At 64.7% G+C, this 18,710-nt stretch carries 21 protein-coding genes and 1 other RNA gene; 8 read left to right on the top strand and 14 right to left on the bottom strand.

The window, feature by feature from the left end:
• Positions 1 to 38: 38 nt before the first annotated feature.
• Complete coding sequence (locus ASF77_RS16730) at positions 39 to 347, bottom strand: c-type cytochrome (RefSeq protein ID WP_056341678.1); 309 nt, start codon at positions 345 to 347, stop codon at positions 39 to 41.
• Between the two features lie 185 nt (positions 348 to 532).
• On the opposite strand from ASF77_RS16730, the gene ASF77_RS16725 reads away from it, so the two are divergent.
• A complete protein-coding gene (locus ASF77_RS16725) occupies positions 533 to 757 on the top strand; it encodes a TIGR04438 family Trp-rich protein (protein ID WP_056341675.1) in 225 nt (74 codons plus the stop codon).
• Between the two features lie 148 nt (positions 758 to 905).
• Here ASF77_RS16725 and ASF77_RS16720 read toward each other — a convergent pair whose 3' ends face one another.
• The 4 genes from ASF77_RS16720 to ilvD all read right to left on the bottom strand — a co-directional run bounded on the left by ASF77_RS16720 (position 906) and on the right by ilvD (position 7,488).
• The gene (locus ASF77_RS16720) at positions 906 to 3,224 is read right to left on the bottom strand and encodes a CHAT domain-containing protein (RefSeq protein WP_056341672.1); all 2,319 of its coding nucleotides are present in this window, start codon (positions 3,222 to 3,224) and stop codon (positions 906 to 908) included.
• 10 nt (positions 3,225 to 3,234) lie between these two features.
• On the bottom strand, positions 3,235 to 4,467 hold the full coding sequence (locus ASF77_RS16715; protein ID WP_056341669.1) for a hypothetical protein: 1,233 nt from the start codon (positions 4,465 to 4,467) through the stop codon (positions 3,235 to 3,237).
• A gap of 103 nt (positions 4,468 to 4,570) precedes the next feature.
• Positions 4,571 to 5,683, bottom strand: a complete 1,113-nt coding sequence (locus ASF77_RS16710; RefSeq protein WP_056341666.1) for a helix-turn-helix transcriptional regulator — start codon at positions 5,681 to 5,683, stop codon at positions 4,571 to 4,573.
• 119 nt (positions 5,684 to 5,802) lie between these two features.
• Complete coding sequence (gene ilvD / locus ASF77_RS16705; protein WP_056341663.1) at positions 5,803 to 7,488, bottom strand: dihydroxy-acid dehydratase; 1,686 nt, start codon at positions 7,486 to 7,488, stop codon at positions 5,803 to 5,805.
• Positions 7,489 to 7,614: 126 nt separating this feature from the next.
• Here ilvD and ASF77_RS16700 point away from each other — a divergent pair, with 126 nt between their 5' ends.
• Both ASF77_RS16700 and lgt read left to right on the top strand, forming a co-directional pair.
• Complete coding sequence (locus ASF77_RS16700; RefSeq protein ID WP_056341660.1) at positions 7,615 to 8,505, top strand: LysR family transcriptional regulator; 891 nt, start codon at positions 7,615 to 7,617, stop codon at positions 8,503 to 8,505.
• Positions 8,505 to 9,335 (top strand): prolipoprotein diacylglyceryl transferase, encoded by an 831-nt coding sequence (gene lgt, locus ASF77_RS16695; RefSeq protein ID WP_056341656.1) that lies wholly within the window; start codon positions 8,505 to 8,507, stop codon positions 9,333 to 9,335. The genes ASF77_RS16700 and lgt overlap by 1 nt, the downstream gene beginning before the upstream one ends.
• Positions 9,336 to 9,475: 140 nt before the next feature.
• On the opposite strand, the gene ASF77_RS16690 is transcribed toward lgt, so the two are convergent.
• The 8 genes from ASF77_RS16690 to ASF77_RS16660 all read right to left on the bottom strand — a co-directional run bounded on the left by ASF77_RS16690 (position 9,476) and on the right by ASF77_RS16660 (position 13,308).
• Entirely contained in the window at positions 9,476 to 10,276 is an 801-nt protein-coding gene (locus tag ASF77_RS16690; RefSeq protein WP_056341653.1) for a sulfite exporter TauE/SafE family protein, read from the bottom strand.
• A gap of 120 nt (positions 10,277 to 10,396) precedes the next feature.
• Positions 10,397 to 10,792 carry a hypothetical protein gene (locus ASF77_RS16685; RefSeq protein ID WP_056341651.1) on the bottom strand — a complete coding sequence of 132 codons (396 nt, stop codon included), beginning with the start codon at positions 10,790 to 10,792 and terminating at the stop codon, positions 10,397 to 10,399.
• Between the two features lie 110 nt (positions 10,793 to 10,902).
• Complete coding sequence (locus tag ASF77_RS16680) at positions 10,903 to 11,205, bottom strand: autorepressor SdpR family transcription factor (RefSeq protein WP_056341647.1); 303 nt, start codon at positions 11,203 to 11,205, stop codon at positions 10,903 to 10,905.
• A 70-nt stretch (positions 11,206 to 11,275) separates the two neighbouring features.
• A complete protein-coding gene (locus ASF77_RS16675) occupies positions 11,276 to 11,743 on the bottom strand; it encodes an EVE domain-containing protein (protein ID WP_056341645.1) in 468 nt (155 codons plus the stop codon).
• A gap of 75 nt (positions 11,744 to 11,818) precedes the next feature.
• A non-coding RNA gene (gene ssrS / locus ASF77_RS23760) (6S RNA) lies at positions 11,819 to 12,000 on the bottom strand.
• A 46-nt stretch (positions 12,001 to 12,046) separates the two neighbouring features.
• A complete protein-coding gene (locus tag ASF77_RS16670; RefSeq protein WP_056341642.1) occupies positions 12,047 to 12,358 on the bottom strand; it encodes a cell division protein ZapA in 312 nt (103 codons plus the stop codon).
• The gene (locus ASF77_RS16665; RefSeq protein ID WP_056341639.1) at positions 12,355 to 12,615 is read right to left on the bottom strand and encodes a hypothetical protein; all 261 of its coding nucleotides are present in this window, start codon (positions 12,613 to 12,615) and stop codon (positions 12,355 to 12,357) included. Before ASF77_RS16665 ends, ASF77_RS16670 begins: the two co-directional genes overlap by 4 nt.
• Positions 12,616 to 12,714: 99 nt before the next feature.
• Positions 12,715 to 13,308 carry a hypothetical protein gene (locus ASF77_RS16660; protein WP_056341636.1) on the bottom strand — a complete coding sequence of 198 codons (594 nt, stop codon included), beginning with the start codon at positions 13,306 to 13,308 and terminating at the stop codon, positions 12,715 to 12,717.
• Positions 13,309 to 13,689: 381 nt separating this feature from the next.
• Between ASF77_RS16660 and groES the strand changes: the two genes are divergently transcribed.
• The 3 genes from groES (at position 13,690) to ASF77_RS16645 (ending at position 16,174) form a co-directional block, all read left to right on the top strand.
• Entirely contained in the window at positions 13,690 to 13,980 is a 291-nt protein-coding gene (gene groES / locus ASF77_RS16655) for a co-chaperone GroES (RefSeq protein WP_056341632.1), read from the top strand.
• Between the two features lie 35 nt (positions 13,981 to 14,015).
• Complete coding sequence (groL, locus tag ASF77_RS16650; RefSeq protein ID WP_056341628.1) at positions 14,016 to 15,662, top strand: chaperonin GroEL; 1,647 nt, start codon at positions 14,016 to 14,018, stop codon at positions 15,660 to 15,662.
• Between the two features lie 92 nt (positions 15,663 to 15,754).
• Complete coding sequence (locus tag ASF77_RS16645) at positions 15,755 to 16,174, top strand: hypothetical protein (protein ID WP_056341625.1); 420 nt, start codon at positions 15,755 to 15,757, stop codon at positions 16,172 to 16,174.
• A 138-nt stretch (positions 16,175 to 16,312) separates the two neighbouring features.
• Here the strand turns inward: ASF77_RS16645 and ASF77_RS16640 are convergent, their stop codons facing one another.
• The gene (locus ASF77_RS16640; RefSeq protein ID WP_056341622.1) at positions 16,313 to 16,693 is read right to left on the bottom strand and encodes a DUF5329 domain-containing protein; all 381 of its coding nucleotides are present in this window, start codon (positions 16,691 to 16,693) and stop codon (positions 16,313 to 16,315) included.
• A gap of 171 nt (positions 16,694 to 16,864) precedes the next feature.
• On the opposite strand from ASF77_RS16640, the gene ASF77_RS16635 reads away from it, so the two are divergent.
• Both ASF77_RS16635 and ASF77_RS16630 read left to right on the top strand, forming a co-directional pair.
• Positions 16,865 to 17,962, top strand: coding sequence for an NAD(P)-dependent alcohol dehydrogenase (locus tag ASF77_RS16635; RefSeq protein ID WP_056341619.1), 1,098 nt, complete (start codon positions 16,865 to 16,867; stop codon positions 17,960 to 17,962).
• 146 nt (positions 17,963 to 18,108) lie between these two features.
• Positions 18,109 to 18,567, top strand: a complete 459-nt coding sequence (locus ASF77_RS16630; protein WP_229445465.1) for a hypothetical protein — start codon at positions 18,109 to 18,111, stop codon at positions 18,565 to 18,567.
• Positions 18,568 to 18,710 lie beyond the last annotated feature (143 nt).

Here is an 18,710-nt window from a genome sequence, read left to right as displayed (position 1 = left end):
GCTTCGGTTTCAACGCTGAGACAGACTCAGGGAGGCGATTACTTGGTCGCCAGTACCCATTTCACCAGGCTGCGCGCTTCCGCTTCGCTCACCTGCGGATTGGCCGGCATCGGCACCGGGCCCCAGGCGCCGGAGCCGCCCTTCATGACCTTGGCGACCAGTTTGTCTTCCGCGCCCTTTTGGCCGGCATACTTGGCAGCCACGTCCTTGTAGGCAGGGCCGACCAGCTTGGTTGCGGCAGCGTGGCAGGCCATGCAATTCTTGGCTTTCGCCAGGTCGGCTTGCGCGAACGCGCTCGAGGATGCCAGCACCGACAAGAGACCGCACAACACCAAAGAACGTTTCATCTGTTTCTCCAAAAGTAATGGCTGCATTCTACCGCGTTTCCGGGCAGTAGCCGCTCGTCGTCACACTCTGTAACCTCGCTTACGACTTTCAGCGAATAAGGGTTGTAAGCTTTCCACGCCCACGCCATATTTTGCCACAGAGCACTAAATTCTTAGTAAGATGGACGACATTCCGGAGAACGACCATGCCCCTCATCCTGTTGATTGCCGTGTTGCTGGCGCTGCGCTTTTTTGAAGTCTGGCGCTTTGCCGAACTGTCCTGGTGGTGGATCGTCGGCCTGATGGTGTTCGCCTTCGTCTGGTTCGAGTACGTGGAAAAGATGCTCGGCTGGGACAAGAAGAAGGTACACGACGAGGACGAGCGCCGGCGCAAGGCCCGCGTCCAGGATTCTTTCGACAGGCGCAAGTAGCGCCTTCCAGCCCTGCAATGCCACGGCAAAGCGCCTGCCGCTTGCACCCGCGGGATCTACGGTGCGCGGCCCGGGCGCATGCGGTGGCACGCTTGCCTGCCCCGGGGGCAAATGCATCGGGCGCAGCCTGTCGACGTCGTTCACGGTGTCATTGCCCGTGCCCCGTCAGGTAAAACGCCGCCCAGAACATCGGCTCGGGATGGCGCGCACGCACCAGGGACTGGGCCTGCTGTAAGGCCGCCTTCTTGCTGCTGCCCGCCTTCAAGGCCTTGTAGAACTCGGTCATCAATTCCGCGGTCGTACGGTCTTCGACTTCCCACAGGCTGGCCACGATATTGCTTGCGCCGGCGTACAGGAAGCCGCGCGCCATGCCCAGCAGGTCGTCGCCGCCCAGCGCCTTGGCCAGGCCGGTCTCGCAGGCCGACAGGGTGACCAGGTCGGCGTCCAGCCGCAGCTGGAACAGTTCTTCTACTTTCAACGCACCGTCATTGTCCTTGTCCGGCGCCAGCGCCAGGCGCGAGGCGAGCGGCTGTTCGTCCTTGAAGTCGCCGTGCGCCGCCACGTGCAGGTAGCGGTAGGCGGGCGCCATCTGGCGGAACCCGGTCTCGCTGGCCTGCGCCCGCGTCAACACGCGGCTTCCTGGCGCGAGCGGAGCGATCTGCAGCGCTTCCTGCTCCGCCGCCGGCAGGTCGAGGTCGGCGTGGCCAAGATCGGGATTGCCGAGGATGAGCATGGGCGACAGGCCCGTCTTGTCTGGCGCGCGCAGGTATTTCTGCACGCTGGCGCTGGGCAGATAGCGCAGCCGGTGACGCGCCTGCAGGTAGGCGCTGCCGTCGTGCAGGGCGGCGAAAGGCAGGTAATGCAAGGCGCCGTGCGGCACCAGTACCAGGTCTTTCCCCGCAATCAGCTCCGCCACCGGGGCGATCAGGCGCTGGTACAGCTGCTGCGACGCGGCCAGGGTATCGGCATGGCGCTCGCCCACCAGCGTGCGATAGCGGCGCACCGCCGCTTCCAGGCCGGCTGCGCCAGCGCGCCGCGCCACCACCCGATCCGCCGCCACCGCCACGATGACCAGATCCTGCCCATGCAAGTGGTACTCGACCAGCACTTCGCCCGGCTGCAGATAGCCGCGGATGTCGGCAAGCGGCAGCGCCTCGACGGTGACGAGCGATGCCAGCGTCGGGTCGCGCTGCCTGAGCGCGGCCTCCTTGTCGATGCTGCGTGCACGCGCACGCGCCAGCGCGCCGGCGTCGCCCGCTGCCACGTGCTGCAGCGCCGCTTCGTCGCGGGCCTGGCGCAATTCCGCCAGCGCCTGTTGGCCGGCCGTGCTGCCGCCCAGCAGGCGCTGGGGCGAGTGCGCGCTTTGCCCGGCCAGCATGTCGACCAGGGCGCGCGACTTGGCGCGTTCGATGTAGTCGTAGGCGAGGCTGTCCTGCCCCAGCTGCAGCGCAACGCCGATCGCGGCCGCGTACAGGGCTTCCTTGTCGCCGACGAAGCCGATCTTGCTCGCTTCGGTATTGATGCTGGCGCGCTGGGCCTCGACCACGTCGATGGCCTGGCGCAGCAGCACCAGGGCGCGCTCGGGCGCCTCGTCCTGGCGCGCCATGCGGGCCGCCTCATACAGGGCGAGCCAGTGGATGTCGCCGTTCTGCCAGATCTGGTCGAGCGCCAGCAGGCGTGCGAAGCTGCGCCGGGCCTGTTCGCGGCGGCCGGTTTCAAGCAGCGCCTTGGCCTGCATCCAGGCGCGCGGCAGCTCCACCCACAGCCAGTTGTTTTCTCCCGTGATGAAGGCGCCGCTGGCAAGCCGGTCGAGGAAGATGTTCAGGGACAGGGTCTTGTCGGCGTCGAGCGCGGCCAGCACGCCGGCGTAGTCGCCCAGCGCCATGCGTGCACGCGCCAGCGCCATCGCCTTGGCGCTGGCATGGGCACCCAGCATGCCGACGCGCACACCCTCGAGTTCGCGCGCCGCCTGCAGGCCGCCGGCGTGGTCGCCGCCCAAGGTGTGGGCGATCGACAGCGCCGCCAGCGCATTGCACAGGATGTCAAGTTCGTCGCTCTCCTCTTTCTTGAACCAGACCAGCGCCAGCCTGGCCTGGGCCCTGGCGGCCTTGTATTGACCCAGTTCGACGAGCGCATCGGCGCGCATGATGTGCAGCGACGGGGTGGCGTCGTCGAGGGCGAACAGGCGGGTATGGCGCTCGCCCTTGCGCAGCAGGGCCTCGAGCCGGTCGAGGCAGGCCAGCAGCGGCGCATAGCGCTTGGTCTTGCTGTAGGCGTAGCACAGCGCGTGCTGGTCGGGCGTGTCGAGCGGGCGCAGCGCGGCCTGGGCCTCGAGCTGCTTTTCCAGCTGCCCGAAGCGGCCGCTCGCGGCCAGGCCGACCTGGTCGGCGCCGGCCGCGCCGGCCGCCGGAGCCAGCACCAGCAGCAGCGCGCTGCTTGCCACGATCGTCGCCAGCCGGCGCATCATGGCCGGATCCTCAGAACCAGAACCCGAGGTTGGCGGTGAAGCCGCTGGTGTCCTTGCCGCGCACGTAGGACAGGCCCATGCGCGTGAAGCTGCGGGCATTGGTCGCGCGCTTGTTGGTACCGAGCGTGATCCCGATTTCCTGGGTGCTGGCCACATAGGGTTTGTCGCCCAGGTAGCGGGTGTCGATCAGCGAGACTTCGGCCGACAGCCTGGAACTGACGAAGCTGGCCGGCAGCGAGAGCAGCAGGCCGTTGCGGGTGAGCTTCAGGTCGATGCCGGGATCGTATTCATAGTCGCCGGTGGAGAACTTGCCGGTCTTGTAGACGCCGACCATGTTGCCGATGCCTAGGTGGTAGCCGCCCAGGGGAATCACATAAGTGCTCATCAGCGAGGCCGACATGATGGTGGCGACCGTGGCCCTGTCCTTGGAGGCGACCACCGAGTACCTGGCGCCGGGGCTGATGGTCCAGCGGTCGGTCACTGGGAAGCGGTAGGCCGCGCCGATGCCGCCGTGGTAGCTGGCGGCGCCGCCCGTGTTGACCTTGGTGAGCGGCATCGACAGCACCAGCTGGCGGCGCGGGTCGATGTCGTTGCGCACGGTGTACGACAGCGGCAAGGTAGTGGTCTTGATGTCGTCGGTTCCCGCGATATTGTAGGAGCCGTAGGACAGGCCGATGCCGATCAGGTTGTTGGTGGCGTTCTCGCCCTGGCCGGCGCCGCCGACGCTGCCGATGTTGCTCATGGTGTCGAAGCCGGCCGCGAAGTCGGCCGCGCCGATAGTGGGAATCGCGCCGCCGGCGCCGGTGATGGCGCTGGTGGGCGAGTTGCGCGCCTGGTAGTTGATCAGGCGGCCGAGCAGGTCGGAGTTCTCGACGTAGTCCTCGAACTGCTCTTCCGAGAGGTCGCGGTTTGCGCCGGTGAAGCTGCCGGACTCGTTCAGTTCGACGAAGTTGTAGTGCAGGGTGTTCGAGCCGGCATCGTAGCGGAACACGATGTTGACGTCATTCAGGCGCCCAACCGCCGTTGCAGCCGAGGTCTGGGAATAGGCACTGTTACTGAGCGAAAAATTCGAGAGCGCATTGAGGAAGGTGTCGATCTTCGATTCGCACAGCGACTGGCCCGCCACCCCGTTGACGTCGGCGCGAAAGCCGAACGAGCGGTTGCAGTCCAGCTGTTGGGCGAAGGCGGGGGCGCTTGCGGCGCCCAGCACCAGGGCGCAGCCCAGTGTCGGTGTCAGTTTCATTGGTTTCCCCCTTTCTGGTTATATGAGCATGTCGGCAACAGCGGACAGTATTCACCGAAGGGGCAAGGCGCCACATCCACAAACTTGATGATGCGGGGTGTTTTTATCCGGCGAGGCGGCTGACCATGTTCACCAGGTCGACCTGGCGCGCCATGCCCGTCTTGTCCAGGATGCTGCGGATCTGCGTGCGCACGGTGCTGACCCCGGCCCCGCGCAGGCGGGCGACCCGGTCGGCCGCGTCGCCGTCGAGCAGGTGGCGCAGGATCTCGCGTTCGGCCGCGGTAAGGCCGAACAGCTCGCCCACGCGCAGGATCATCGCCGCGCGCCCCGTGTCCGGCAACTCGACGACAAGCAGGTAGCGCTGTTCGTAGAAGGCGCCCGCATAGGTGTCGACGTCTGCCGGCAGGGCCGACAGGCTGCCCCTGAACAGTGTGTTGGCGGCGCCGCCCTGGAGCAGGAACGGAACCGTATGCCCGTGCCGGCGGCAGGCGGCGAACATATCGGGAAAGGCCGGCGCGGCGCGGCGCCCGAGCGCGACGATCCTGCCCTGATTGGCGCGCACCAGCGCATGCGCGCCCGAGAGCAGCGCCTGGCCGCGCGCATCGCTGGAGACGACCCGCGCCTGGGCATCGAGCAGCAGCCAGGCGCAGGATGCGCTGTCGGCAGCCGCGCGGTCGATCATGCTGCGCAGCTTCAGGCTGCGCAGCTGGCGCGCGGTCTTGACGGCCAGCTGGATGTGGGGCAGCAGACGCCGCAGCAGGGCGCAGTCGTGCGCCGAAAAGTCGTCGCTGCCGGCCTCGCGGTACCAGCACAGGTTGGTGAAGGGCACGGCGTCATGCGGGCTGCCGTCGAACAGCACCGAGCCGAGCATGCGTCCCATGCCGGCCTGCCTGCCGAATTCATTGTAAAAGGGGCTGCGTACCAGTTCGCCATGGGGGACGAGCGCGGTGCCGGTGACGACCACGTCCTTCTTCATCAGGCCATTGCGGGCGGCGGCCGCGGCCCAGACATCATCCGCGCTCCAGCGCGTCTCGAAGGCCTTGACCGCATCGGGGCAGATGTTCTGGCTGATCAGGGTGTCGTCCGGCTCGCTCTCGGAATGCGAGGTGAAGAGAAAAGCGGAGTGCGCGCGGAAGGCGGCGCCCAGCCCTTCCATCATACGAGGCATGTGACCAGGCGTGCAGGCGGCGGCGTAAATCGTCTGGAGCAGGTTCATGGAAGCGTTCCCGAAGTCGCTCCATCAATGTACCTGTTGGTATGTTTATGTCAACACATGCAGAGGCCGCTTGTATTTATCGTTGCATAATTTATACAAGCCTGCCCCTGCCTTGCCGCTCAGTCCGTCACCGCCCCCTTGCTCGCGCTCGAGGCCAGCTTCGCGAACTTCGCCAGCACCCCGCGCGTATAGCGCGGCGCCGGGCGCGTCCAGGCCGCGCGGCGGCGCGCGATCTCCTCCTCCGGCACGTTCAGCTGGATCAATAACTGGTTGGCGTCGATCGTCACCGAATCGCCCTCCTCTACCAGCGCGATCGTGCCGCCCTCGAAGGCTTCCGGCGAGACGTGGCCGACAACCATGCCCCAGGTGCCTCCCGAGAAACGCCCGTCCGTGATCAGGCCGACCGATTCGCCCAGGCCCTGCCCGATCAGCGCCCCGGTCGGCGCCAGCATTTCCGGCATGCCGGGGCCGCCCTTGGGGCCGAGGTAGCGCAGCACCAGCACATCGCCCGGGTTGATCTGCTTGGCCATGATCGCGTCCATGGCCGAATACTCGTCGTCGAACACGCGCGCCGGGCCGGTGATGGCCGGGTTTTTCAGGCCCGTGATCTTGGCCACGCAGCCTTCCGGCGACAGGTTGCCCTTCAGGACGGCCAGGTGGCCCTGCGCGTACAGCGCCTGGTCGATCGTGCGGATCACGTCCTGGCCGGCTGGCGGCGTCGAGGACACCTCGGCCAGTTCCTCGGCCAGGGTGCGGCCGGTGATGGTGACGCAGTCGCCGTGCATCAGGCCGGCGTCGAGCAGCAGCTTCATCACCTGCGGCACGCCGCCCGCCTTGTGCAGGTCGGTGGCGACATACTGGCCCGAGGGCTTGAGGTTGCAGATGACGGGCACCTGGCGGCGGATGCGCTCGAAGTCGTCCAGCGTCCATTCGACTTCGGCCGCGTGGGCAATCGCCAGGTAGTGCAGGACGGCGTTGGTCGAGCCGCCGGTGGCCATGATCAGCGAGACCGCGTTCTCGATCGCTTTTCTCGTGATGATGTCGCGCGGTTTCAGGTCGCGTTTCACGGCTTCCACCAGCACGCGCGCTGATTCGGCGCAAGAGCCGACCTTCTCGTCGTCCGGGTTGGCCATCGTCGACGAATACATCAGCGACATGCCGAGCGCCTCGAAGGAGGACGACATGGTGTTGGCCGTGTACATGCCGCCGCAGGAGCCAGAGGACGGGCAGGCATTCTTCTCGATGCCGTCGAAATCCTCCCGGCTCATGCGCCCGGCCGTGAATTCGCCGACCGCTTCGAAGGCGGAGACGATGGTCAGATCCTTGCCCTTCCAGTTGCCCGGCTTGATGGTGCCGCCGTAGACGTAGATGCCCGGCACGTTGGCGCGCGCCAGGGCGATCATCCCGCCCGGCATGTTCTTGTCGCAGCCGCCGATGACGACCACGCCGTCCATCCACTGGCCGTTGACGCAGGTTTCGATGCAGTCGGCGATCACCTCGCGCGAAATCAGCGAGAACTTCATGCCCTCGGTGCCCATCGACATGCCGTCGGAGATGGTCGGCGTGCCGAACACCTGCGGATTGGCGCCGGCTTCCTTGACGGTGGCGATTGCGATGTCGGCCAGCTTTTGCAGGCCCGAATTGCAGGGCGTGATGGTCGAGTGGCCGTTGGCGATGCCGATCATCGGCTTGTCGAAGTCGTCCTGCTGGTAGCCCATCGCGTAGTACATCGAGCGGTTCGGGCTGCGGGCGACGCCCTCGGTGATGTTGCGGGAGCGGCGATTGTAGCGCGGCTGGTCGGCCATGATGGACTCCTTGGAAACAATATCCAAAGAATGCCTTGCGTCCCGGGGAGCGTCAAATATAAGATTTGCCGAGCTGTGATTCGTAAAACATATCACAGCCAATAAAATTCATGGAAATGCATATCGATGAACATTGAACTGCGCCAGCTGCGGTATTTCGTCACCGTCGCCGAGGAACTGCACTTCGGCCGCGCCGCCGCGCGCCTGCACATGACCCAGCCGCCGCTGTCGCAAACGATCGCGGTGCTGGAAGCGACGCTGGGCGCGTCGCTGTTCCTGCGCGACCGGCGCCAGGTGGCGCTGACCGAGGCCGGGGCCGCCCTGCTGCCCGAGGCGCGCCGCCTGCTGGAAGGCGCCGCCGGCCTGGGCGAGCTGGTGCGGCGCGCGGCGGCCGGAGAATCGGGGCGCCTGGCCCTTTCCTTCGTCACGCCGGCCGACTACAGCCTGCTGCCGCCCCTGCTGCGCGACTACAGCGCGGCCTATCCGACCGTCGAACTCGTGCTGCAGGAAGCGACCACCGACGTCCAGGTCGACGATCTGTTAAACGATCGCATCGACGCCGGCCTGGTCATTCCGCCGCTATCGGACAAAGCGCAGGATCGGCTCGACTATATCAAGGTGCTGGCCGAACCGCTGGTGCTGTGCGCGCCGGCGGGCGTGCTGCCGGATGGCGGCAAGCCGGTCGACTTGTCGACGCTGCGCCACCTGCCCCTGATCATCTTCCCGCGCAAGAGCGCGCCGAGCCTGTACGACGCCATCCTCAGCTGCTTCCATGACGCCGGCCTCTCGCCCGTCATCAAACAGGAAGCGATCCAGATGCAGACCATCGTCAGCCTCGTCTCGGCAGGCATGGGCTTGGCACTTGTGCCACAATCCGTGTCGAACCTGATGCGCCCCGGCGTAGAATACCATGCCCTCGCCAGCCCGACGCCGCTCGTCGAACTCGGCCTGGCCTGGCGCCGCGACAATGCCTCGCCCGTGCTGCGGGGCTTTTTGGAATTACTAAGGAAAACATAATGCTGGTACACCCGAATCCGGATCCGGTCGCCTTCTCGATCGGCCCGGTCGCCATCCACTGGTATGGGCTGATGTACGTCGTCGCCTTCGGCCTGTTCCTGCTGCTGGGACGCGTGCGCATCAAGCAGCCGCACATCGCCGCGCAGGGCTGGAAGAACGAAGACCTGGACGACATGCTCTTCTACGGCATGCTCGGGGTCGTGATCGGCGGGCGCCTGGGCGAGGTGCTGTTCTACCAGCCGGCCCATTTCTTCGCCAATCCGCTCGAGATCTTCAAGGTCTGGCAGGGCGGCATGTCCTTCCACGGCGGCTTCCTCGGCGTGCTGATCGCGATGGCGCTGTGGGCGAGAAAATCCAAGCGCAACCTGCTCGACGTCTACGACTTCATCGCGCCGATGGTGCCGCTCGGTTATGCCGCCGGCCGCCTCGGTAACTTCATCAACCACGAACTGCCGGGCCGCGTGGCCGACCCGAGCCTGCCCTGGGCCATGCTCTGGCCCGACGGCGCGGGCCTGCACTACCTGGAAGGCCTGCGCCACCCGTCGCCGCTGTACCAGATGCTGGTCGACGGCATCCTCGTGTTCCTGATCCTGTGGCCGTTCGCGCGCAAGGCCCGTCCACGCCTGGCGGTGGGCGCGATGTTTACCCTGCTGTATGGCTGCGCGCGCTTCTTCACCGAATACTTCCGCGTGCCGGATTGGGAAACGACCGTGGCCGGCATGCCGATCACCTCGGGGCAGGTGCTGTCGCTGCCGATGATCGTCGCCGCGCTGGTCATGCTGGGGTGGGCGTATTCGCGGGATGGACGTAGGGTGGTCGGCTCCACCTAAAAGCCGGATCCGCCTGCGGCATGGACGCCGCCCACGCGTAACGCACGCATTTTAATTGCGCGCCGCGGGCCATTCGGGCGTCACGCGTGGGCGGCGTTACCGGCGCGGATTGATCACGCATCCGGGTGGAGCCGGCCACCCTACATCGCCTTCCAGAACATGTACGCCGCCAGCGCGTAAAGAATCACCGAAAACACCTTCTGCAACTGCCGCACCGGCATCCGGTGCGCCGTGCGCGCGCCGAGCGGCGCCATGGTCACGCTGGCGGCGACGATGATCGCCAGCGCCGGCAGATAGATGTAGCCGAGCGAATAGTCCGGCAATCCCGCCTCGCCCCAGCCGTAGAACACATTCGCCAGCGTGCCCGCCAGCGCGATCGGGAAGCCGAGCGCGGCGCTGGTGGCTACCGCATTGTGGATGCGCACGCCGCACCAGGTCATGAAGGGCACCGAGATGAAACCGCCCCCCGCGCCGACCAGTCCCGCCAGGATGCCGATCAGCCCGCCCGCGACGAACATGCCGCCGGTGCCGGGCAAGTCGCGCGCCGCGGCGGGCTTCTTGTTGACCAGCATTTGCGTGGCCGAGAAGGCGACGAACAGGCCGAAGAACCAGGCCAGCGTCGACGCGTCCATCTGCTTGCCGATCCAGGGGCCGATGGTCGAGCCGACCACGATGCCCGGGGACAGCAGCTTGACGATGCGCCAGAGCACGGCGCCGTGCTTGTGGTGCGCGCGCACCGAGGACAGCGAGGTGAACATGATGGTGGCGAGCGAGGTGGCGATCGCCATGTGCACAACCAGCGCCTCGGGCACGCCGCGCGCCGTCAGCACCATGGTAATGAAAGGCACCAGGATCATGCCGCCGCCGATGCCGAGCAGGCCGGCGGCGAAGCCGCCGAAGCAGCCCATGGCCAGCAGGGCCAGGATCAGGAACGGATCCATGCGCCCTCCCCGGTGGTGGGAGAGGCTGGAGAGTAAAACGTGGAAGCCATGGTCGTGCCTTGTCAAACGGATGAGACAGGCATACTAGACCATGGATCGCGGATTGTCGAAGCCGTCCCTTCAGCCACGCACGACAGCGTCGCGTGCGCCCAGGCAGCGCAGCACGGCGGCAAGCAGCGCCACGGCCAGCACCGCGCCACCGGCCAGGTGCATCCAGGCCAGGGGCGCCAGCAGCATCGCCAGCATGTAGCCGAGGCCGCCCAGCACCAGGCTCCAGCCCGCGAAGCGGCGCGCGGCCTGCTCGGCCTGCGGCGAGCGCAGGCGCGCCAGGCTGGTCAGCGATTTCGGAATCACGTTCGCATAGAACACCACGACAATGCCCAGCAAGGCGCCGGTCAGGCGCTGCGCCCATTCGACCGACAGAAGGTCAGGTGTGGCCCAGCGCAAGGCTGCGGCGCCGCCGAGGATGGCTGCGGCGGCAAGGAGGGAACGGCGAAGTGAGACGGTGTGTTTCATGACTTCTCCTAAAGCGCCTAACAAAACTTCCACAGCTGCGTTGCAGCTCCTTGTCGTACAGTCGTACAGTCGTACTGTCTTCGTCGCTGCGCCTTGCTCTGAAAGTTCTGTTAGACGCTTTTGGTATCCGAATGGCCGGTTTCCGGCCGCGTGACTTGCAATCCAAACGTTTGCGCAAAGGCGAGCAGCGCTTCTTCCAGCACCGACAGCTTGAGGCGGTAGGTGACGTTCCTGCCCTGCTTCTCGGCGTCGATCAGACCGGCGTTGACGAGCACCGCGAAATGCGCCGACATGGTGGGCTTGGATACGTCGAACATGTCGGCCAGTTCGCCCGCACCGATGGGGCCGGCCTGCAGCAACTGCAGCACCTTGCGGCGGGTCGGGTCGGACAGGGCTTTGAAAACGGTACTCATGCAATCGATTATTAGCTAATCATCTAACTATTGCAAGCAGTTTTGCGCTGAAGTCGATACCGCTGTTGGATTATCGTTGTTCGCGAATGAAAGCGAGGATCGTATTCCACTGCCCGCTCGTCACCGGCGAAATGGAAAGACGGCTGCCTTTCTGCAGCAAGACCATGTCCTCTAAAGCGGGAATCGCGCGCATGTCGGACAGCGGCAAATACCGCCCTTTTTCTTTCGCGCGCACGTCGACCGATATCCAGCGCGGTTGCGCGGGTGTCGCTTGCGGGTCGAAGTATTTGCCGGCGCTATCGAATTGGGTGGCGTCCGGATACGGGCCGCTTGCCACTTCGGCGATGCCGGCCACGCCGGGAACGGCGCAACTGGAGTGATAAAACAGGATGCCGTCGCCAACCTGCATCTGGTCGCGCATGAAATTGCGGGCCTGGTAATTGCGCACGCCGAACCAGGCGACCGTTTGTTCCGGCGCGGCGAGAACGTCGTCGAAACTGACTTCATCGGGTTCGGATTTCATCAACCAGTAAGGCATCGTGCGGACAGCTCCAAAACATAAAGCAGGCATAAAAAAACGGCTGCGGACAAATGCCCGCAACCGCTTATGGAATATAGCCCCGCCTGTGCCGTTTTTTGCCGGCATCCCGAACCTGATGGCTCAAGGTGGTCACAGTCAGTCCAATTTCGGGTTCGTCGAACTAGCGACGCTCACGCCCATCAAACACTATCCCGCAACCTATGCATGTAAATGGTTCAAGGAATATATGGCAATCTCGAACACCGCAGGGTGCCTCGCAGTTTACTCGCTTGAAGCCTCATGTCAAACGAATTTGGCCGCTCAGGACAAATTTTCTTGCGGCGCCAGGGCCTGGTCGAGGACGCTGTGCATGGCCTCGAGTTTTTGTTTCACTTCGAGCATCGACATGTCCGACAGCGGGCCTTGTGGCGACTTGACCGACAAGAATTCCGCCGCCACGCTGAGCGCGGCCATGACCGCGATGCGGTCGTTGCCTTTCACCTTGCCGGAGTCGCGCAGCGCCGTCATCTTGCCGTCGAGGTAGCGCACGGCGTCGCGCAGGGTCGCCTGCTCGCCTTCCTTGCAGGCCAGGCGATAAGGCTGGCCCATGATCGTCACATCCAGGTAAATCATCGGGCGGCCTCGCTCTTGATGGGTTCGGCGTGCTGGTCGTCGTCCATTTCCGCGTCGTCAGGTTCAGGGGCGGGCAATTGCTCGATCACGGCTTCGACCTTGTGCTGCACCTCGACAAGCCGCTCGACGAGCGCCATGTTGACTTCGTTGAGCAGCTCATTGGTCTGGCGCAGTTGGGCGTTCTCGCTGCGCAGCGACCCGACCAGCGACGCAAGTCGCTCGATTTTGTCGGATAGGTCTTGGAATTCGGAAATCATTCGTAACTATAGGTCTGATCTGGTTAGACAGTCAACAGGATAGCGTGTCGTGCGCCCCGCTGCCCGCCCGGGACGAACGGTGCACCCAAGGCGCCGGCGTCAGCGCTTCTTCAGATAATTGTCGGGATCGAAGTCGGCGAAATCGATCTTGCCGAAATCCTTGGGCGGCACATGCACCTGCGATTCCCGGCTCGTATCCGGCGCATGGACGTCGAAGGAATCGATCTCCACCCGCACCAGTTGCCAGGTCTTGTCGCGGCGCGAGTACGCAAACGTGTAGCTGCTCGACCAGCGGTCGCGCGATCCGCCCGCATTCGAGACCGTGAAACGCCTGCCCTTTACTTCCAGCTCCTGGAACGGATCGCCCATCACGCCGCCGCAGTCCTGGCAGCCGACCACCGCCCCGTTCTTCTTCAGCAGCGCCAGCGCGCCATTGCTGCCGCGGCCGACCACCAGGAGCACCCGGCTGCCCATGTCGTCGCCGCGCTGCAGGACGACGAGGTAGTCGCGGGTGCCATCGCCGTCCAGGTCGGCGGGGTAAAAGCGCAGCAGGCAGGAGCCGGGTTCGACGAAGCGCGCGAGCTCGGCCGGCGCCCGCTCGTCCACGGGTTCGCGCGCACACAGGGTTTGCGCGGACGCGGCGTGGGGAAGCAGCGAGAGCAGGACTGCGAGGAACAGCGTCGGTATCGTCATGGGCATGGCTCGCTAAAACTGAACAGCAATCGTCACGGACGGCGTCAAGGGCGCCGACACGCGCGGTTCAAACACTTTTTGATCTCGATCAATTCCCCACCAACAGTGCGTCAAACCCCTTGTCATCGGTGCTAGTCTCTCCGCTTTGTGCCTGCGCAAGGAGGCGGACAGCGTCTCATCCTGCGTGCATATCTTGAGCAAGTTCAAACCGACACGGTTTATTTTGCAACATGGCCGCTTGAAATACCAAGATGTCGTCCCTATAATTAGCACTCGTTAGTTGAGAGTGCTAACAACTCTTTCAAAGCCGCGGCGCAGTCCGCGACGCGGCCATCGAAGCACAACAAAGCTAGTCCAAACCACTGAATAAAGGAGTTTTGCATGAACCTTCGCCCTCTGCACGATCGCGTTATCGTGAAGCGTCTCGACCAGGAAACCAAGACTGCCTCCGGCCTGATCATCCCTGATGCAGCCGCCGAGAAGCCGGACCAGGGCGAGATCCTCGCCGTCGGCAATGGCAAAGTCCAGGACAACGGTCAAGTCCGTGCACTGGAAGTCCAGGTTGGCGACCGCGTCCTGTTCGGCAAGTACTCGGGCCAGACCGTCAAGGTCGACGGCCAGGAGCTGCTGGTGATGCGCGAAGAAGACATCATGGCCGTTCTGGTCAAGTAATCCTCCCCTCAGAATATCTCTCGGAGAAATAAAAAATGGCAGCTAAAGAAGTAATTTTCGGCGACGCAGCGCGCGCCAAGATGGTTGAAGGCGTCAACATCCTCGCCAACGCAGTCAAGGTCACCCTGGGCCCGAAAGGCCGCAACGTCGTGCTGGACCGCGCCTTCGGCGCACCGACCGTCACCAAGGACGGCGTCTCGGTCGCGAAAGAGATCGAACTCAAAGACAAGCTCATGAACATGGGCGCGCAGATGGTCAAGGAAGTCGCTTCGAAAACCAGCGACAACGCCGGCGACGGCACCACCACCGCGACCGTGCTGGCACAAGCCATCGTCCGCGAAGGCATGAAGTTCGTTGCCGCCGGCATGAACCCGATGGATCTGAAGCGCGGCATCGACAAGGCAGTTGCTGCCACCGTCGAAGAGCTGGCCAAGATCGCCAAGCCATGCACCACCTCGAAAGAAATCGCCCAGGTCGGCGCGATCTCGGCCAACTCGGACTACTCGATCGGCGAGCGCATCGCTGAAGCGATGGAAAAAGTCGGCAAGGAAGGCGTCATCACCGTCGAAGACGGCAAGTCGCTGAACGACGAACTCGACATCGTCGAAGGCATGCAGTTCGACCGCGGCTACCTGTCGCCGTACTTCATCAACAACCCGGACAAGCAAGTCGCCATCCACGACAACCCGTTCGTCCTGCTGTGCGACAAGAAGATCTCGAACATCCGTGACCTGCTGCCGGTGCTGGAGCAAGTCGCCAAGGCCGGCCGTCCGCTGGTCATCATCGCCGAAGACATCGAAGGCGAAGCGCTGGCGACCCTGGTCGTCAACAACATCCGCGGCATCCTGAAGACCGTCGCAGTGAAAGCCCCTGGCTTCGGCGACCGCCGCAAGGCCATGCTGGAAGACATCGCTGTCCTGACCGGCGGCCAGGTGATCGCCGAAGAAGTCGGCCTGACCCTGGAAAAGGTCACGCTGGCGGAACTGGGCCAGGCCAAGCGTATCGAAGTCGGCAAGGAAAACACCATCATCATCGACGGTGCAGGTTCGGCTGAAAACATCGAAGCGCGCGTCAAGCAAGTGCGTATCCAGATCGAAGAAGCGACCTCGGACTACGACCGTGAAAAGCTGCAAGAGCGCGTGGCCAAGCTGGCCGGCGGCGTTGCCGTGATCAAGGTTGGCGCTGCCACCGAAGTCGAAATGAAGGAAAAGAAAGCACGCGTCGAAGACGCGCTGCACGCTACCCGCGCCGCGGTTGAAGAAGGCATCGTGCCAGGCGGCGGCGTCGCCCTGCTGCGTGCCCGCGCCAACCTGAACGTCAAGGGCGACAATCCTGACCAGGAAGCCGGCATCAAGATCGTCCTGCGCGCCATGGAAGAGCCGCTGCGCATGATCGTCCAGAACGCAGGCGAAGAAGCATCGGTCGTCGTGTCGGGCGTCCTGGCCGGCACCGGCAACTACGGCTACAACGCCGCCAACGGCACCTATGGCGACATGGTCGAAATGGGCGTCCTGGATCCAGCCAAGGTCACCCGCTCGGCGCTGCAGAACGCAGCCTCGATCGCCGGCCTGATGCTGACCACCGACTGCATGGTCTCGGAAGTCGTCGAAGACAAGCCAGCCGGCGGCATGGGCGGCATGGGTGGTATGGGCGGCATGGGCGGCATGGACGGCATGATGTAATGTGCCACCGGAGCGCCGGTTCGCCGGCGCCCTGCTGCACAATCAAGCCTGCAAGGTTCGCCTTGCAGGCTTTTTCATTTTTGGAGACGACGATGGCTGCAGTGAATGCGGAAGATCTGGAAGACGCCGTGCTGATGGTGTCGGAAGCGGGCACGCGCGACGAGGCCTGGGTCTCGCTCGATACGGGACGGGTGCACGTGCGCTCGCCGCTGGTGGACGAGGAAGCGGCGCCCCTGCCCCAGGATATCGACAGCTCGACGCGCTACGTGCGCGTACCGCACATGCGCACGCTCCCGCTGGGACTGGAGATGGCGTTCGATTTCGCCGCCGCCGCTCTGCCCGACGATGCCGAGCGCGTGCGCGCGATGTTCAAGCGGGTAGGCGGCTACCAGGAATTCAGCGCGCTCCTCGAACAGCACGGCTTGACCGAGCGCTGGCACGATTTTCGTGAGGCGCAGACGCGGGCGGTGCTGGCGGGGTGGTGTGCCGAACATGGCTTGGAATTGCGCTAGCGGCGCATTTCCAACCCCCGCGGGCATGCCCGCCCTACTTCGAAACCCGTGGCTGATGCGTCACGTAGGGCGGGCATGCCCGCGTGCGCACGTCTGCGAACCACGCACGTAAAACACGATCGATTACCCGGCACGCCGCTACTTGCCCGCCCGCCCCCGAAACCGCCGCAACTCCTCCATCAAATACGCGTTGCTGGCCACCGCCTTCCCTCCTCCGCAGCGCACCTGATAATCCTTCCCGCTCATGCTGCTCTCGCTGGCCGCGCGCTCGATGAAGGACTCGGCACTCGTCACCAGCGAACGCTTGAGCAGGTAATCGTATTTCTTCTTCAAATGCGCCCGCGCCTCGCCCCCGGCATGCCAGCTGCCGTTGCGATTGAACTCGCAGCCCGGCGTGGCTACATAGTCGAGCAGGTGCGCGATCTCGGCCTGGGCGCGCGCGTCGGGCGCGCCTAGGGCCGCGCCGTGCACGGCCGCAGCGAGCAGCACGGCGCCCGCGCTTCCGATCAGCTTTCTCATTGTTCCTCCGCCTTCGAAACCACACAGATGGGCCGAGTCTAGCAGCCCGCCGCGATGCGGCGCGTCCCGAAAGCCTTGCAGGAACGCCCGCGCCGCGCCTTGAGCGCGTCACCTAACAGACGCGGCCGCAAGGCGCGCCTATCTTCCCCGCTCCCAACCCAAGGAGCGAACATGATCAAGGTCACCGGCTACGCGGCGAAGCACTCCTTTAGCCGCCTCAAACCCTATGAATTCGAGCGCGAGGAAGCGGGCGCGCACGAGGTCGAAATCGACGTGCTGTATTGCGGCGTCTGCCATTCGGACATCCACCAGGTGAAAAACGAGTGGTCGAACACGGTCTATCCCTGCGTGCCCGGCCACGAGATCGTCGGCCGCGTCACGAAAGTCGGCCCGGCCGTCACGCGCCATGCGGTGGGCGACCTCGTCGGCGTCGGCTGCATGGTCAACAGCTGCGGCCAGTGCGAAGCCTGCCAGTGCGGCGACCAGAACTACTGCGGCAGCCCGAACAGCTGGCTGGCGACCTACAACGGCCCGATGATCCCGAAAGCGAAAGCGGGCGAGAACATCTACGGCATGGACAACACCTTCGGCGGCTACTCGAACGTGCTGGTGGTGAAGGAAGACTTCGTGCTGAAGATCCCGGCCGCGCTGAAGCCCGAAGTGGCGGCGCCGATCCTGTGCGCCGGCGTGACCACCTATGCGCCGATGAAGCACTGGGGCGTCAAGGCGGGCGACCAGGTCGGCATCATCGGCATGGGGGGCCTGGGCCACATGGCGGCGAAGATCGCCAAGGCGATGGGCGCCGAGGTGACGCTGTTCACGACGACGAAAGAGAAGATCGAGGAAGCGCAGAAGCTCGGCTTCAAGGCGGTGCTCGAGAAGGACAAGAAGGCGCTCGAGGAACTGGCAAGCAGCTTCGACTTCATGCTCTCGACCGTGCCCGAGAAGCACGACCTGAATCCCTTCGTCGAACTGCTCAAGCGCGACAGCGTGCTGTGCGTGGTCGGCGCGCTGGAGCCGCTGGCGCCGACCGACAACATGGCGCTGGCGCAGATGCGCCGTTCGGTCGCGGGCTCCCTGATCGGCAACCTGGCCGAGACCCAGGAGATCCTCGACTTCTGCGCCGAACACGGCATCGGCCCGGAGATCGAGATGATCCGTATCCAGGACATCAACGACGCCTATAAAAAGGTCGAAAAGGGAGACGCGCGCTTCCGCTACGTGATCGACATGGCCTCGCTGAAGGAAGAGATCGCGGGCGAGCAGTAAGCAGTTCGCGTGCAGGAATGCCATGGCTTCAGGTTCTCGGCCGCTTACCTGCCACGCGCTGTCGAACTCGTCGAGATCGAGCGCCGGATTGCCCGGCGCTCATGCATCGGCTAGTATGGCCCCACGTTTTTCCACGAGGCCCGACCATGATTTCACACACCCGCCTGCTGACCGTTTCCCTGCTCGCCGCGGCCCTGCTCGCCGGCTGCAAGGAAAGGCAGGCGCCTGCACAGCCGGCGGCGCCCGCCAAGCCGGCCGTGCAGCAGAAGGCCGAGCCGGCCGTGACGCGCGAACAGGCGATGGCGGCGCTGCTGGCGCTGCCGGAAGTGAAGAGCTGGTCGCAGGACATCGAGAAGCGCTCGCGCGGCAAGGCGCACGGCGCCGTCATCGAAGACGACCCGACCCCGCGCGTCATCAACGGCACGGCTTACTGGCAGCTGAGCTTTGTGGAGAACCGCGCCGACAAGGTGCAGCGGCGCGAAAGTTTTCTGGTGGCGCGCACGGGGAGCCAGATCCTGGTGGAAGACACCGCCAGTGATACGGTGATGTCGTTGGACGACTGGCGGCGCGGGATTCGGCGGGTAGAGACGAAGTCGGCGGATTGACGGTGAGGTAGCGTGGGCACGGGTGCCCACCGTACGTTACGCTATGGCCGCGGGTTCGTAATTGCGATAGTAGCCGTGTAACGTAGCGTGGGCTCTCCGAGCCCACGCGTTCACCGTGTGCAATCACGCGGTTTCACACATAC

This window comes from Massilia sp. Leaf139 (genome assembly GCF_001424165.1).
Taxonomy (GTDB): Bacteria; Pseudomonadota; Gammaproteobacteria; order Burkholderiales; family Burkholderiaceae_D; genus Telluria.
The sequence above is the reverse complement of the archived record's forward strand: the minus strand, read 5'-3'. Positions and strand labels throughout refer to the sequence as shown.